At 40.5% G+C, this 16,678-nt stretch carries 13 protein-coding genes and 1 pseudogene; 13 read left to right on the top strand and 1 reads right to left on the bottom strand.

Translation table 11 applies throughout. The annotated features are described in order from the left end of the window. Positions 1–134 precede the first annotated feature (134 nt). The 4 genes from lonB (at position 135) to LQ50_RS05750 (ending at position 5,832) form a co-directional block, all read left to right on the top strand. Positions 135–1,799 carry an ATP-dependent protease LonB gene (gene lonB / locus LQ50_RS05765; RefSeq protein WP_034627005.1) on the top strand — a complete coding sequence of 555 codons (1,665 nt, stop codon included), beginning with the start codon at positions 135–137 and terminating at the stop codon, positions 1,797–1,799. A gap of 140 nt (positions 1,800–1,939) precedes the next feature. Further along, positions 1,940–4,261, top strand: coding sequence for an endopeptidase La (lon, locus tag LQ50_RS05760; RefSeq protein WP_034627003.1), 2,322 nt, complete (start codon positions 1,940–1,942; stop codon positions 4,259–4,261). A gap of 1 nt (position 4,262) precedes the next feature. After that, on the top strand, positions 4,263–4,850 hold the full coding sequence (gene yihA / locus LQ50_RS05755) for a ribosome biogenesis GTP-binding protein YihA/YsxC (RefSeq protein WP_034627001.1): 588 nt from the start codon (positions 4,263–4,265) through the stop codon (positions 4,848–4,850). A gap of 127 nt (positions 4,851–4,977) precedes the next feature. Further along, the gene (locus tag LQ50_RS05750; RefSeq protein ID WP_034626999.1) at positions 4,978–5,832 is read left to right on the top strand and encodes a manganese catalase family protein; all 855 of its coding nucleotides are present in this window, start codon (positions 4,978–4,980) and stop codon (positions 5,830–5,832) included. A 47-nt stretch (positions 5,833–5,879) separates the two neighbouring features. Here the strand turns inward: LQ50_RS05750 and LQ50_RS05745 are convergent, their stop codons facing one another. After that, on the bottom strand, positions 5,880–6,356 hold the full coding sequence (locus tag LQ50_RS05745) for a LiaI-LiaF-like domain-containing protein (RefSeq protein ID WP_034626997.1): 477 nt from the start codon (positions 6,354–6,356) through the stop codon (positions 5,880–5,882). A gap of 374 nt (positions 6,357–6,730) precedes the next feature. Here LQ50_RS05745 and hemA point away from each other — a divergent pair, with 374 nt between their 5' ends. The 9 genes and pseudogenes from hemA (at position 6,731) to ysxE (ending at position 16,670) form a co-directional block, all read left to right on the top strand. Beyond that, complete coding sequence (hemA, locus tag LQ50_RS05740; protein WP_034626994.1) at positions 6,731–8,110, top strand: glutamyl-tRNA reductase; 1,380 nt, start codon at positions 6,731–6,733, stop codon at positions 8,108–8,110. An 18-nt stretch (positions 8,111–8,128) separates the two neighbouring features. Next, the gene (locus LQ50_RS05735) at positions 8,129–8,944 is read left to right on the top strand and encodes a cytochrome C assembly family protein (RefSeq protein ID WP_034626993.1); all 816 of its coding nucleotides are present in this window, start codon (positions 8,129–8,131) and stop codon (positions 8,942–8,944) included. A 384-nt stretch (positions 8,945–9,328) separates the two neighbouring features. Then, positions 9,329–10,265: pseudogene (gene hemC, locus LQ50_RS05730) on the top strand (hydroxymethylbilane synthase). Then, positions 10,262–11,053, top strand: a complete 792-nt coding sequence (locus tag LQ50_RS05725) for a uroporphyrinogen-III synthase (protein WP_034626992.1) — start codon at positions 10,262–10,264, stop codon at positions 11,051–11,053. The pseudogene hemC and the gene LQ50_RS05725 overlap by 4 nt, the downstream one beginning before the upstream one ends. Then, entirely contained in the window at positions 11,050–12,033 is a 984-nt protein-coding gene (gene hemB / locus LQ50_RS05720; protein WP_034626990.1) for a porphobilinogen synthase, read from the top strand. Before LQ50_RS05725 ends, hemB begins: the two co-directional genes overlap by 4 nt. Before the next feature lie 15 nt (positions 12,034–12,048). Next, positions 12,049–13,335 (top strand): glutamate-1-semialdehyde 2,1-aminomutase, encoded by a 1,287-nt coding sequence (gene hemL, locus LQ50_RS05715; protein WP_034626989.1) that lies wholly within the window; start codon positions 12,049–12,051, stop codon positions 13,333–13,335. A gap of 150 nt (positions 13,336–13,485) precedes the next feature. Next, positions 13,486–14,718 carry a stage VI sporulation protein D gene (gene spoVID, locus LQ50_RS05710; protein ID WP_034626988.1) on the top strand — a complete coding sequence of 411 codons (1,233 nt, stop codon included), beginning with the start codon at positions 13,486–13,488 and terminating at the stop codon, positions 14,716–14,718. Positions 14,719–14,733: 15 nt separating this feature from the next. Continuing rightward, positions 14,734–15,645 carry a hypothetical protein gene (locus LQ50_RS05705; protein ID WP_034626986.1) on the top strand — a complete coding sequence of 304 codons (912 nt, stop codon included), beginning with the start codon at positions 14,734–14,736 and terminating at the stop codon, positions 15,643–15,645. Then, positions 15,642–16,670, top strand: a complete 1,029-nt coding sequence (gene ysxE, locus LQ50_RS05700; RefSeq protein WP_034626985.1) for a spore coat protein YsxE — start codon at positions 15,642–15,644, stop codon at positions 16,668–16,670. The genes LQ50_RS05705 and ysxE overlap by 4 nt, the downstream gene beginning before the upstream one ends. Positions 16,671–16,678 lie beyond the last annotated feature (8 nt).

Genomic DNA, 16,678 nt, shown 5'->3' with positions numbered 1-16,678 from the left:
AATTCAGCAAATAACCGCTTAAAGATTTCCGATGTTGAATTTCTCCAATCATTCTCAAAACTTTCTTTGATTAGTGTTGTTTTTCCCGGTCATACTAAGGGAAACAAAAACGACTACTTCTGGGAGGTTTCATCATGAACTGGACAGGAATTGCTTTGGTGGTCCAACTATTTTTTGGGGTCATCATTGGTGTCTACTTTTGGAATTTATTAAAAAGTCAACGTAATCAGAAGGTCTCAATTGACCGTGAATCACGCAAAGAGATGGAAGAGCTAAGAAAAATGCGTTCTGTCTCACTAAGTGAGCCTTTATCAGAGAAGGTTCGCCCGATTTCGTTTGAAGATATTGTTGGACAAGAAGAAGGCATTCGCTCATTGCGTGCTGCATTGTGTGGACCGAATCCTCAACATGTCATTATTTACGGACCACCAGGTGTCGGAAAGACTGCAGCAGCACGACTGGTATTAGAAGAAGCAAAGAAGAATGCGGGATCTCCATTTAAGCAGGATGCAGTATTTGTTGAGCTTGATGGCACAACGGCTCGGTTTGATGAAAGAGGAATTGCCGATCCACTTATTGGTTCGGTTCATGACCCGATTTATCAAGGGGCAGGAGCAATGGGACAAGCTGGGATTCCACAACCGAAACATGGAGCAGTTACTAAAGCTCATGGTGGTATGCTATTTATTGATGAAATTGGTGAACTTCACTCTATTCAATTAAATAAGTTATTAAAGGTGTTAGAAGATCGAAAAGTATTTCTTGAGAGTGCATATTATAGTGAAGAAAATCAACAAATCCCACGACATATTCACGAGATTTTTCAAAAGGGATTACCTGCGGATTTCAGACTGGTGGGGGCGACTACCAGAACCCCAGACGAACTGCCACCTGCGATTCGCTCACGTTGTTTAGAAGTGTATTTCCGTGCACTTAAACCGAAAGAGATTATACAGATTGCTGAAAAAGCAGCCGATAAAATTAATTTCAATGCAGAAGATGGAGCGATTGAACGAATTGCAAAATATGCGACAAATGGACGTGAGGCAGTAAATATTGTTCAAATTGCAGCTGGAATTGCCACGTCTGAAAATCGCCAGGAACTTACGGTTGCAGATGTCGAGTGGGTCCTTCATGCAAGCCAAATTGCCCCAAGACCTGAAAGGAAGATCCATAGTGAATCAGCAATTGGACTTGTTAATGGGCTTGCTGTTTATGGTCCGAATTTAGGAGCTTTATTAGAAATCGAAGTGAATGTCCTTGAAAATGCAGGGAAAGGGACCGTAAATATAACAGGTATTGCAGAAGAGGAAAGCACAGGTAATCAAATGCGTTCGATTAGAAGAAAGAGTATGGCAAAAGGCTCAGTTGAAAATGTCGTAACCGTATTAAGACGCATGGGAATACCAACACAAGATTATGATATTCACGTGAATTTCCCTGGTGGCGGACCAGTTGATGGTCCATCTGCAGGTACAGCTATCGCAACAGGCATCTATTCAGCCATTCAAGGAGAAAAAGTAAAGAATACCATTGCTATGACTGGTGAACTTGGCATTCATGGAAAAGTGAAACCAATTGGCGGAGTAGTTGCCAAGGTGGAGGCTGCAAAGCTAGCTGGTGCTGAAATGGTAATTATTCCAAAAGATAATGAACAAGCCATTTTACAGCAGATAACAGGGATTGAAGTTGTCGCTGTGGAGCATTTAGACGAAGTGCTTGATCTTGCCATTGAGCAAGAAGAAAAAGAAGTGGTACCAGCAAGTACAGACCTTAACACTTCCATCGCGCCGGTCTAATATTAGACAAACAAATAGTGATAAGATAAAATTGAATCATTCAAACCATTTAGTAAAAACACCAAATCATACCAAATGAACGATTTGGAGAAGATTTGGTCTAGGGAAATAGGATGTATTGGAGATGGAGGTGTATGCGGATGGTCGAATCAAATGGCAGGCGACAAATTCCGCTTCTACCGTTACGCGGATTGCTCGTTTTTCCAGCAATGGTTCTTCATTTAGATGTTGGAAGACCGAAATCCGTTCAGGCGTTAGAACAAGTGATGGAAGCAGACCATCAAATTTTACTCGCAACTCAGAAAGAAATATCAATAGATGATCCAACGGAAGAGGAAATTTATCAAATTGGTACTTTGGCTAAAGTAAAGAGCCTTCTGAAATTACCGAATGGTACGGTTCGAATTCACGTTGAAGGTTTGCAGCGTGCACGAATTGACCAGTTTATTAAAAAAGATGATTACTTACAAGTAGAAGCTGAGCTTATTGTTGAAGAAGATGCTTTTCTCACGCCAGAAATACAAGCATTAATGAGAAATCTTCTAAGTATGTTTGAACAGTATACAAAGGTTTCGAAAAAAGTGTCAGCAGAAACGTTAGCATCAGTGAAAGATATTCATGAAGCTGGCCCGTTTGCAGATGTGATTGCGGCTAATTTGCCGTTGAAATTGGCTGAAAAGCAAGAGTTACTAGAAATTCATTCGATAAAAGCTCGACTACTAAAACTAATCGAATTTCTGAACAATGAGCAAGAAGTTCTTGGGCTTGAGAAGAAGATAAGCCAACGAGTCAAGAAGTCAATGGAAAAGACGCAAAAAGAGTATTACTTACGAGAACAAATGAAGGCGATTCAGAAAGAGCTAGGCGACAAAGAAGGTCGAACAGGAGAGATTTCAACATTACGAGAAAAGGCAAATGAAGTAGAAATGCCTGATTCAGTGAAGGAGAAATTTTTTAAAGAGCTTGATCGCTATGAAAAAATGCCTGCAAACTCGGCAGAAAGCTCTGTATTACGTAATTACTTAGATTGGCTCATACAGTTACCTTGGACATATGAAACAACGGATCAATTAGATGTCGTTCAAGCAGAACAAATTCTAGATGAAGATCATTATGGACTTGAAAAAGTAAAAGAACGTATTCTTGAATATTTGGCCGTTCAACAACTAACTCGTGAACTGAAAGGACCCATTCTCTGTTTAGCTGGTCCTCCGGGGGTAGGGAAAACATCGCTAGCACGTTCAATTGCGCGTTCATTAAATCGAAAGTTCGTCCGTATTTCTCTTGGTGGGGTTCGTGATGAAGCAGAAATTCGTGGTCATCGCAGAACGTACGTCGGGGCCATGCCTGGACGTTTAATTCAAGGGATGAAAAAAGCGGGTTCTATAAATCCAGTCTTTCTTTTAGATGAAATTGATAAAATGGCCAATGATTTTAGAGGTGATCCATCATCTGCGCTTCTTGAAGTTCTTGACCCAGAACAAAACAACACCTTTAGTGATCATTATATTGAGGAGCCATATGACCTTTCTAAAGTTATGTTCATCACAACGGCAAATAATATCGGAACGATTCCAGGGCCGCTCCTTGATCGAATGGAAATAATCTCGTTAGCTGGCTATACAGAGCTTGAGAAGATTAACATTGCTAAGGATTATTTACTACCTAAGCAAATGAAAGATCATGGACTAACTAAAGGAATGCTTCAAATGAAGGATGAAGCCATCCAAAAGGTCGTTCGCTATTATACACGTGAAGCAGGGGTTCGTAACCTTGAACGTCAACTTGCAACACTTTGCCGAAAAACAGCAAAGACGATTGTAACGGCTGAAAAGAAAAAAGTGGTACTGACAGCTAAGAAGGTAGAAGAAATGCTTGGAAAACCACGGTTCCGCTACGGCTTAGCAGAAGAGGAAGATCAAGTTGGGGCAGCAACAGGCCTTGCTTATACGACTGTTGGTGGAGATACGTTATCTATTGAAGTGTCAATAGCGCCAGGAAAAGGGAAGCTAACGTTAACTGGTAAGCTTGGTGACGTGATGAAGGAATCGGCTCAAGCGGCCTTTAGCTATATTCGCTCACGTTCCGCTGAACTAAATATTGACCCTGATTTTAATGAGAAAAATGATATCCACATTCATGTGCCAGAAGGGGCAACACCAAAGGATGGTCCTTCTGCAGGGATTACAATGGCTACGGCATTAGTATCAGCACTAACAGGACGAAAAGTAAAAAAAGAAGTGGGAATGACGGGTGAAATTACACTTCGAGGGCGTGTTCTTCCAATCGGTGGCTTAAAAGAAAAATCAATGAGTGCTCACCGTGCTGGATTAAAAACGATTTTGATCCCAAAAGACAATGAAAAAGATTTAGAAGATGTACCAGAGAGCGTGCGAAAAGACTTACACTTCATTCTTGTATCTCACCTAGATGAAGTCTTAAAGCACGCGTTAGGAGAGTAGAATGAAAGTAACAAAATCAGATTTAGCCCATGTGGCAGTTAAACCAGAACAATACCCAACTTCTCGGTTGCCCGAGATTGCCTTGTCTGGCCGATCAAACGTTGGGAAGTCATCATTTATAAATAAAATGATTAACCGAAAAGGGTTGGCGCGTACATCTCAGCGACCTGGTAAAACGCAAACGTTAAACTTTTATGAGATCAATGAAATGCTTTATTTTGTTGATGTCCCTGGATATGGATTTGCGAAAGTTCCAAAGCCTGAGCGAGAAGCTTGGGGCCGAATGATTGAGACGTATTTACAAGACCGTGAACAATTAAAAGCGGTGGTACTGATTGTGGATTTGCGTCATCCACCATCTTCAGATGATAAGATGATGTATAACTGGCTCAAACACTTTGATATTCCTGTTATTGTTGTTGCAACCAAAAGCGATAAGATCCCAAAAGGAAAATGGGAGAAGCATCTAAAAGTAATAAGAAATGATTTAGAAAAGGTAGAATCAGATCCATTGCTTCTTTTCTCGTCTGAAACAGCACAAGGGAAAGAACAGGTATGGAAAACCATTCAGTATTATATATCAAAGTAGTGGTAAGGAAAAAAGGTTTCTAAAAGGGTGAACACTCTTTTAGAAACCTTTTTTTGTATGAGACAAGCCTTTTTAACAGATATTATAACTGCTTTAAAAAGAAAGCTAGGAAAAAGGAGGCAGTTCATTGTATTTTTATAGAGAAGATCTCATTAATATGATTGTTCCAGACAAACCCGACCCCGTAGCAGCAAAAGTATTACAAGAAGCATTAGGTGGACGATTTGGAGAGATGAGAACATTAATGCAATTCTCGTTTCAAAGTGCAAACTTTCGTGGGAAAGCGAAGCAATATCGTGATTTGATTCGAGGGGTGTTCTTAGAAGAATTAAGTCATGTTGAATTAGTCCAATCCACCATCAATCAGCTTTTAAATGGATCAGGAGAAGACGCAGTTGGAGCAGAAGGGCCAAGTGGGGCGCCATTGGAGGATGCGATCAAGGATGCCAATCCACACCACTTTATTATGGGCGCACAAGCCTCTTTACCCGTCGATGCAGCAGGAAACCCATGGACAGGTGCGTATGTCTACAGTCATGGAAACTTAATCAGTGATCTTTTAGATAATGTCGTTTTAGAGTCAACAGGAGTGCTACAAAAGTCGAGAATTTATGAAATGAGTACAAACAAAGCATTCAGAGAAACTCTTGCCTTTTTGATTGTACGTGATAATGCCCATCAAAATGCGTTTGCGAAGGCGTTAGAAACGCTAGGAGTAGACTGGGCTAAGCTGTTCCCTGTTCCTAATTATGATATTAATAAATATCCGGAATGTAGAAAATATGTTGAAATGGGTTTTCATAACGCTCAATTTAATTTTAGACTGGATGAAACACGAATGGGAGAGATTTTTCAAGGAGAGACGCCAAGTAGAAATGGTGGACAGTTGCAAGTTACCCCACCACCTCAAGGTCATCCTGTACCTGAGATGCCTGACATGCCGAATGAACACAGTCCAGGATTAAGTGATATGAATTCATAAGATAAGGGTGCCATAAGGTAGCATACTGACCTTTGGGCACCCTTATCTTATTTTCGTTTAAATAATAACATGAGTCCAATTGCAATAAGCATAATCGGCCACAGCGAACTTAAGAAGGAATAAGCATCATATAACCAGCTAAATGGATTAATAGAAGCGAAGCTAAGTAGTGAAAAGATAATAAAAATGGACCCGATGAGCAAACCTTCTTGTTTCTGCTTTTTTGCAGAAAGCAAAAAGGCTAGTCCTGCAATAGTTGTATACACTCCCCAATGGTCTGGCCACCAACTGGCAATGGATTGAAGATGAAAGTGAATAGCTAACCCAAATAAAATGATTCCTGGAAAAATCATTGCATATTCTCTGCCGACATATGCCTGTAAAAGAAGAGCTAGACCGAGCACGAGTAAGATAGAGGGCCAACTTAAAAGTTGTTGATCAAAAGGGATAGAGATTTGCTGTAGCAAATAATAGCAACCAGCCCCAATAAGTAAAACACCTGGAAAAATGCGCTGTGTCTTCATTTGTCTTCTCCTTTCAAATGAGTCACACTGTTACCCAGTGACTAAGTAGAATAGCTTTGACTACACAATGGGTGCCTTACCATAAATTCTTTTGAAATTTATACATTTATTCATACATATTAAATGAATTGGATACAATAAAGCGATAAGGCAAGGTTTGGATGATAAGCCAATACGTTGAAACAATACCATCATGATAGCATATGCTTCATGATCTGTTCACAATTTTTTTTTGGAGTCCTACATTAGACATGTTATAATGTACTGAGTTATACTGGTAGGGTCAATCCAGTATGTTGTTTATGAAAAGGTTACCTTTTATAATAGATATAAAGAGATTTGAACGGATATTAACAATGGGGGTGAACGTCAGGATGCATATTCTTGTTGTCGGATTTAATTACAAAACAGCTCCTGTCGAATTAAGAGAAAAGTTCTCGTTCCAAGAAGGAGAGCTACCGAATGCGTTGGCACAACTACGCAAGATGAAAAGCATTCTAGAATGTACAATTATATCAACCTGTAACCGGACAGAAGTGTATGTTGTGGCAGACCAATTGCATACGGGGCGTCATTTCACAAAATCCTTTCTGGCAGAGTGGTTTGACTTACCTAAGGACAAGTTCATTCCATATTTAGATATTCGGGAAGATCATCATGCAATTGAGCATTTGTTCCGTGTTTCCTGTGGGTTAGATTCGATGATCCTTGGAGAAACGCAAATTTTAGGACAAGTAAGAGATAGTTTCTTATTAGCTCAAGAACATCAAGCTACAGGAACGATTTTCAATCAGCTATTCAAACAAGCAGTCACGCTTGCAAAGAAAGCTCATACAGGAACGGAAATTGGAGCTCACGCTGTATCTGTTAGCTATGCAGCTGTTGAGCTTGGGAAAAATATATTTGGCGACTTTTCAGGAAAGCATGTAGTCATTTTAGGTGCAGGAAAAATGAGCGAATTAACGGCAAAGCATCTGCATGCAAATGGAGCAAAGCAAATTACTGTGATAAATCGAACGGAAGCAAAAGCCATTGAGCTTGCCGCTCGTTTTCTCGGTCAAGCTCGTCCTTTTGAAGAACTCCAACAAACATTAGTTGATGCAGATGTATTGATTAGTTCAACAGGAGCTCGGGACTTCGTCATAACAAAAGACATCATGCAAGGTTCTATGAAAAAACGTAAGGGCCGTCCGCTTTTTATGGTCGATATTGCTGTTCCACGTGATCTCGATCCAGCAATAGCTGATTTTGATGATGTATATCTTTATGATATTGATGATTTGCAAAATATTGTGGAAGCGAACCTAGCAGAACGAAAGCGCGAAGCAAAAAAGATTGAAATCATGGTCGAAGCCGAGATTGATGAGTTTAAGCAGTGGCTAAATACGCTTGGTGTCGTACCAATCATTTCAGCTCTTCGAACAAAAGCACTTGCTGTACAAGCTGAAACAATGGAAAGCATTGAAAGAAAGCTTCCAAACTTATCAGAGCGTGAAATGAAAGTGTTACGCAAGCATACAAAAAGCATTGTGAATCAGCTTTTACGTGATCCAGTAACAAGAGTGAAAGAGCTTGCTGCTGAGCCAGATGCGGATACAGCATTAGAACTCTTTACGAAGATCTTTGCACTTGAAGATGAATTAGCCTCACAAGAAGAAGAGCTTCGAATTGAAAAAGCCGAGAAACAATGGGAGAATCATAAACAAGAATACGTCAACGTATCTAGACAACGTACAGCAGTTGTCCGTTCATAGGGAAGAAGGGACAAACGTATGAATTGGATTTATCCTATTACGATTGTTTTATACAGTATTAGCTTAATTGGTTATTTCGTTGATTTCTTACAGCACAACCGGAAGGTCAATATTATGGCCTTCTGGTTGCTTTCTATTGTTTGGGTACTTCAAACGGTCTTTTTTGTTATTAGGGCTATCGAGTTAGATCGTGTTCCTTTACTAACACCTTTTGAAGGACTGTTTTTCTATGCTTGGCTTGTCGTTACACTTTCACTAGCAATCAACTGGTCTTTTCGCGTTGACTTTCTTGTCTTATTCACAAATGTCATAGGATTTAGTATGATGGCCTTTAGTTTGTTTACACCTGATGGTGATGTCCCTGAATCACTTTCTGCTCTTTTAGCCTCAGAGCTCCTCATCATCCACATTTCGTTCATTATACTCTCCTATGCAGCCTTTACCTTCTCATTTGCCTGTCAAATTATGTACGTCATTCAACATCAAATGTTAAAGCGTAAAGTTTGGGGAAAGCGATTGTTACGATTTGGAGCGCTGTCAAAATTAGATTCATTTTCTTTTATTGCCGTCATGATTGCATGGCCTTTCTTGTTAATTGGCCTTATACTAGGGTTTATTTGGGCACATAGCCAACTTACATATGTACCATTTTTTGATTCAAAAGTAATCAGCTCATTATTTGTGTTAGGCATTTATGCCGTCTTTATTTATCAAAGAGTCGTCAAACTATCAAGAGGCTACAACATGTCCTTACTCGGAATAGCCGGATTTCTAGTTCTACTCATCAACTACTTCCTATCCGGCCAATACTCATCGTTTCATATGTGGTATTAGCCGAAACAGAAAAAGGACGAACTTCCCTTTTTCTGTTTCGGCGAAGCAGTGAGCGGAGCCGCCGTTATGTTTTAAGCCTTTTGAGCGATCTTCTCAAAAGGCGCACGGCGAGTGAAGCCACTGCCACCGAGTTACCAGCAAACTCAGGAAAAAGGACGCACTAATCTTTTTCTGTTACTGCTAAGCAATGAGAGAAGCGGATGCTATGTTTTAAGCCATTCGAGCGATCTTCTCAAAAGGCGCACGGCGAGTGAAGCCACTGCCACGAGTTACCAGCAAACTCAGGAAAAAGGACGAACTTCCCTTTTTCTGTTTCGGCTAACTAAAAACCTTTTAAAATATGAATAAATAGTCCAAAATGTAAGTAAAAAACAGGAGGATTTTATGCGTAAAATTGTAATTGGATCAAGAAAGAGCAACCTAGCTCTTGTACAAACCGATTGGGTAATTGAACAACTGAAAAAGACAGGATTGCCTTATGAGTTTGAAGTGAAAAAAAATCGTCACAAAAGGTGACAAAATTCTAGATGTGACCCTTTCTAAAGTAGGTGGAAAGGGATTATTCGTGAAAGAAATTGAACAAGCATTGGCTGATGGACAAATCGATTTGGCAGTTCATAGCATGAAAGATGTTCCGTCTGTGCTACAAGAGGGTTTTGCGCTTGCAGCCATTACAGAGCGCGAAGATCCACGTGATGCATTCATTTCAAATGATCATGTAAAATTAGCGGATCTACCATCTGGTTCGATTATTGGTACGAGCAGCTTAAGGCGTTCTGCCCAGATCTTAGCAGCGCGCCCTGATCTTGAAGTGAAATGGATTCGTGGAAATGTGGAAACAAGGTTAAGAAAGTTAAAAGAAGAAGAGTTTGATGCAATCATCTTAGCGGTAGCTGGTATTAAACGGTTAGGATTCCCAGATGATTTAATCACAGAATATCTCGATGAGACCATGTGTGTTCCCGCTGTAGGGCAAGGTGCTTTAGGACTAGAATGTCGTTCTGATGATGAAGATTTAATCGAATTGTTACAACATATTAATAATGATCATACCGCTCGTACGGTAACAGCTGAACGTACCTTCTTAAATCGAATGGAAGGTGGATGCCAAGTGCCAATTGCAGGTTACGCAACGATTAATGATAGCAATGAAGTGCAGCTTACCGCTTTGGTTGGATCACCTGATGGAAAGGTCTTGTTAAAGGAAACGGTTCAAGGAGCTGATCCAGTTACGGTAGGAGAACTAGCATCACAGCTGTTGCTAGATCAAGGAGCGAAGGAAATTCTTGACCAAGTAAAGAAAGAGCTAGACGAAGGATGAGAAATGGACCTTTAGCTGGTAAGACGGTTCTCGTTACACGAGCAAAGGACCAAGCGCAAGATTTATCAAGGTTGATTGAAAGACATGGAGGAGTGGCAATTGAAGTCCCTTTGATTGAATTTCAATCAACCAATCATCAGCATGTTCAACGAACAGTAAGCAATTTGCAAAATTACCAGTGGCTTATTTTTACAAGTACTAATGGAGTCCGTTTCTTTATGCAACAGCTCCAGGACGTAAAGCAGGCGTTTGACTTTACGGCAATAAATATTGCTGTAGTAGGGGAAAAAACGAAACAAACGCTAGAAAGCTTCGGTTTAAAAGCAACGATTGTCCCTAAGGAATACGTTGCCGAAGGGCTAGTAGAAGCTTTAAGAGGGCACATTAAAAAAGGTGAGCGGGTTATTGTAGCTCGAGGTAATTTAGGAAGACTGGACTTGATTCATCAATTATCTCAAATGGGGGCAATTGTAACAGATCTATTTGTTTATGAAACGGTCTGCCCAAAATTGGCAAAAGAGCAGTTACACAGAGCTCTGATTGTACATAAGAAACTGGACTATATCACTTTTACTAGCTCTTCCACTGTTATGCATTACATAAAGCTACATAATCAGCTTAAATATGAACAGCGTGAATTCCAGTCAACGATTGCTTGTATTGGGCCGATCGCAGCTCATACCGCAGTCAAAAACGGATTGAACGTAACGATTGTTCCACCTATTTATACAATTGAACATTTAGTAGAACAAATCGTCATCCATTCAAGAGGAGGAGAGTTATCATGAAAGATCTGTCATTTCGCCGTCATCGCAGACTAAGACAAAGTGCTAGTGTTCGTAGTATGGTAAGAGAAACACATTTACATCGTGAAGATTTTATTTATCCGATCTTTGTGACAGAAGGGTCAAACGAAAAAAATGAAGTACCATCTATGCCGGGAGTTTATCAGTGGTCTTTAGATTTAATAGATGCTGAAGTAAATGAAGTAGTAGAACTTGGAATTCCAGCCATCATCGTATTTGGTGTCCCAAACTCAAAAGACGATGTTGGTTCATCTGCTTTCCATGATCAAGGAATTGTTCAAAAAGCGATTCGTCAAATTAAAGAAAATCACCCTGAACTAACGGTTATTGCTGATACATGCTTATGTCAATTTACAGATCACGGTCACTGTGGTGTGATTGAGGAAGGCAAAGTATTAAATGATCGTACCCTTGATTTGCTTGCAAAAACGGCTGTATCTCAAGCTGAAGCTGGAGCTGATATTATAGCTCCTTCTAATATGATGGACGGCTTTGTAGCTGCGATTCGTTATGGGTTAGATTCAGCAGGCTATACGGATGTACCAATCATGTCTTATGCCGTGAAATACTCTTCTGCGTTTTATGGCCCGTTTCGCGATGCCGCTCATAGTTCACCAAAGTTTGGAGATCGCAAAACGTACCAAATGGACCCAGCCAATCGCCTAGAAGCCATTCGCGAAGCAGAGTCGGATATGGATGAAGGGGCCGATTTCCTTATAGTGAAACCAGCGCTTTCTTATTTGGATGTGATCCGAGAAGTAAAGGACTTCTCTGGTTATCCGGTTGTTGCTTATAACGTTAGTGGTGAGTATTCGATGGTCAAAGCAGCTAGTCAAAATGGCTGGATCAATGAAAAAGAAATTGTGTTAGAGAAGCTTACAAGCATGAAGCGTGCAGGTGCCGATTTAATATTGACGTACCATGCGAAAGATGCTGTTCGTTGGTTACGAGAAGATCAATAAGAAGGGAGCAAAGTCATGCGTACATATACAAAGTCAAAAGAAGCATTTGCAAAAGCAAAACCAGTAATGCCAGGTGGGGTAAATAGCCCCGTTCGTGCGTTTAAATCGGTGAAAATGGATCCGGTTTATATGGAACGTGGAGTCGGTTCGAAAATTTATGATATTGATGGAAATGAATACATTGATTATGTGTTATCATGGGGGCCTCTTATTTTAGGGCATGCCGATGAACAAGTCGTTGCCTCCTTAAAAGAAGTAGCAGAAAAAGGGACAAGCTTTGGGGCTCCAAGTGAACTTGAGACAAAGCTTGCAGAATTGGTGATTGAGAGAGTTCCGTCAATTGAAGTTGTGAGAATGGTAAACTCGGGGACTGAAGCAACGATGAGTGCCCTTCGCTTAGCAAGAGGTTATACTGGACGCAATAAAATCCTGAAATTTGTTGGTTGTTATCACGGGCATGGGGACTCATTGCTCATTAAAGCAGGATCTGGTGTAGCAACACTTGGCTTACCAGATAGTCCTGGTGTCCCTGAATCAGTTGCTAAGAATACATTAACCGTTCCTTACAACGACCTAGAGAGTGTTCGCTATGCGTTTAAAGAATTCGGGGATGATATTGCTGGTGTGATCGTTGAACCAGTTGCTGGTAACATGGGTGTTGTCCCACCAGAGCCAGGATTCCTTGAGGAACTACGTGAGATTACAGAAGAAAATGGTACACTACTTATTTTTGATGAAGTTATGACAGGGTTCCGTGTTGGCTACAATTGTGCTCAAGGGAAGCTTGGCGTAACACCTGACCTTACGTGTCTTGGAAAAGTGATTGGTGGTGGCTTGCCAGTTGGAGCCTATGGTGGGAAGCGTGAAATTATGGAACAAATAGCACCAAGTGGCCCGATTTATCAAGCAGGAACGTTATCTGGAAACCCACTTGCCATGACGGCAGGTTATGAGACGTTAGCTCAATTAACAGAAGCAGATTATGACCGTTTTGAACAGCTTGCCAAGCGTTTAGCCAATGGTTTATCCGCTGCAGCAACTAAACATGATATTCCTCATTCAATTAACCGAGCGGGTTCAATGGTTGGATTTTTCTTCACGGATGAGAAAGTGATTAACTTTGAGAAGGCGTCCACTTCAAATTTAGATTATTTCACGAAATATTTCCAAGAGATGTTAAACCAAGGTATTTCATTACCTCCATCTCAGTTTGAAGGAATGTTCTTATCAACTAAGCACACGGAAAAGGATATCGATCAAACGATTGCCGCTGCAGAAGTAGCATTTTCAAAATTAAAATAGCAAGAAAAGCCTATTCATTACAGATTTGTCGTAATGAATAGGCTTTTTTTATCGTTAACTTGCATATTGCAATAGAACTTGTCATAGAGTGATATTGTACTGACTATGACCGTAGCAGAAGGTAGAGAATTCGATGAGGAGGAATGCAACGTGACACAAGAACACCCGTCTAAGTTATCATTTTCGATTGAGGAATCGGTTTGGTTAAATAAAGGTCAAGAAGTAGAGGAAATCTTAGGTATGTCTCTTGAGCCTGAAATTGTTATTGAAGAAAAAGATCATCATGTATATATCCGGGGTGGTTTACGTCTCGTTGGGGAATATCGTCCTACAGGCACAGATGATTCTTCTAGTGATAACTATCAGACGCTTGAACAACAAGTTTCTTTTCGTTCTGCAGGCGATGTAACGATTGCAGCAGATGGTTCTGGACAAATCAAACACTTTTTCCCGATTGATGTAACGATCCCATTAAGTAGAATCCAAAATCTTGATGATGTCTATGTGGAGGTCGACTCTTTTGATTATGATTTACCGGAGAGAAGCTGCATTCAGCTAACAGCTGATATTAGTATCTCTGGTATGACGCAGCATCAAGAAACGGTTGAAAAACGTGTAGAAAAAGAAATCGAAAAAGCAGCGGCATTACAGCAATCTGAGCCTGAAGAAGAGGCGATCCCAACAGCATTTTCCTTTGAGGCGAAAAGGCGCCCTGAACCTGAGGTACCCGTACGAAATGAGCCCGCAGAACAATTAGCAGTATCGCCACCATTCAATGCCGAACCTTTCCAACATCATGAAAAACCACCTACAATGGCGGGAGCTCCAACATCAAGATATGAGCAACCAAAAGAGGAGGAACCTACTTTGACATCTAATGACTCACACAAAGAATTATATACAGAGGCTGCAGCGGAACAAGCTGAACGAGAAGAGGAAGTAGAAGCGGATGAAATTGAAGCTACTGAACCAACTCTTGAGACAGCAGGAGAGGTAGAAGAGATAGAGGAAATAGTAGAAGTAGAAGAAGAAAGAGAAGTACCAACACAGCGTGAAACGAAAATCAATTTAAATCCATTAAAAGAACTAGCGGAAGAATCAGTATTAGAAGACCGTCCAGAGGAAGAAGAATCGGTTGAAGCACAAGGGAAAGCACCGACTCCTCGTGAGGAAAACGCTCTATACTTAACAAAAATGCTCTCAAAAGGAGAAGAGAGATTTTCAAAGTGGAGAATGTGCATCATTCAAGAAAATGAATCATTAGACACGATAGCTGATCGGTATTCTATTAGTACGAGTCAAATTGTAAGAATGAATCGCTTGCAAGGGGAGCAGGTAGAAGAAGGGCAAATTCTTTATATACCGGTTAGCACAGAGTCTTAAAAAAGGAGTTACAACATGGAATTGTTGGAATGGCTGAAGGAGAATTATCAATGGCGAGACGTAAAATTTGTTAATGAAGCATTGATAGAGACAGACCATGGTCGAAAAAGGTTGCGCTATTGGTCCGATAAAGCCCTCCTTGATTGGCATATTACGTGGCGTGACAAATGTAGTGTCACGCCCTATATGCTAACCGACCGAATGATAAGAAATAAGGAGCAAGCCCCAGCAATTGAGTGGAAAGAAGGATGGGTTACTGTTCATGATGACTTGGAGCAACCATTTCAACCCTTAAAGAAGGAAGACAAAATCGGGCAACTGATCGGAAATATGATTCATTACGGACTTCATGCAGCCCCAGATATAAAACCGAAACCAAGAAAAGAACCCGAATTTCGTACTTTGTACTCTCATTTGTCTTATTTTAATGAAAAAGATAGGGCCTTTATCCGAGCACTTCTTCGTGAATCCGATCAACGGATGAAGAAAGCAAGGATGCTTAAAGAGCAAGTAAAAGAGGAAAAGATTCCATTAATCGATCCGGTTTCATCGTCAGATCAAGTGAAGAAAGTGTATGATGTCATCATTTGGTATGGGTCAAAACAAAACCCTGAGTTAGGTTATTATTCATTACGGGAGTTCTTATCAAGTTGGCTAGAGGAATACGGGAAGGAATCATTGACTCGATTAGTTTCAGCAATCATTGAACATGAAAAGGTGTCAAGAGACCAAGCACTGGTACTATTAATAGAGTGTCTAAAAGTATATGAGCTTGACCGCTTGATAGCCGTTGTGAAACGAAATGTTACCGATCAGGAAATAGCAGAAGAGTTACAAAAAGTGTCAAGTGAATGGGAACGATCAAAAGAGCTCGTTCAAGTGATTAGCTCACTCATAGATAAGAAAAAGAAGGTGTTAACACAATGATTCAAGCACAATCACCCTATGATTCTGTGCTCTTTTATTATGATCTTTATCCACAACGAATTGAAGATTTCGGGAAAATAAAAAAAATAACAACTAATCATGGTGTGTATGCGTTAAAAGAGACAACGATGGGAAGACATCAGGCGGATGAATTTATTCATGCTTTGAGGAGGTTATCAAAGCTTGGCTTTAATAAAGCAATTCCAATTCTACCAACTAAATATGGAGAGTATACTCTATCAACAGGTAGACATACGTATTATCTTATGCCATGGATCGAGCCAATTGAGTATACAGCCAAAGAATCACAAGAGCAAAAGCTGGCCTCTCAACTAGGTGTCATCCATCGTTTGACGGTTAAAACGCAGCCTTTTGTCAAGGAAAATGTAGAAGAAGCTTATCATCAATTGCTTCATCGCTGGGAAATGCGCCAGCTTGAATTAAAACGGTTCGCGGATCAGGCAGAACAAAAGACATATATGTCTCCTTTTGAATTAACGTTTATTACACACGCCTATATGCTCGATCAAATGGCAGAAGCCGCAAAGGAACATTTAAAGAAGTGGTATGACATTTGTTTAGAGAAGGGGAAATACCGTACCGTTTTATGTCATGGCAGAGTCAATCGATCCCATTCTTTTTTCTCACCAGAAAATGAACCGATGTTGCTTAATTTTGAACGAGCGGGGATTGATACACCATCTCGGGATTTGGCAAGCTTTTGCCGATACAGTTTTAAATATGCATATTGGGTCGAAGAAGAGGTTCTGCAATGGTTTATGAATTATGAACGACATCTGCCATTGTTAGAGGAAGAAAAGCACTTAATATGTGCCTATTTAAACTTCCCAGAGCCGATCGCTTTTGCCGTTGATGCATACGTTGCTGGTAAAGGGACCATGCGAGAATTTGAGCATGTCCAAAGAGTTGAAAAGCGTCTTACGTCAATGCGCAGGGTTCAGCGACTGACGCAAAAGCTTATTATCATTCAAGAGCAACAGCAAGCACAGCAAATGGATCAGTAGCGTTCTCT

Origin of the sequence: Halalkalibacter okhensis (genome assembly GCF_000787375.1) — a bacterium.
Lineage (GTDB): Bacteria > Bacillota > Bacilli > Bacillales > Bacillaceae_D > Halalkalibacter > Halalkalibacter okhensis.
This window is presented reverse-complemented; position numbering and strand designations above follow the sequence as displayed.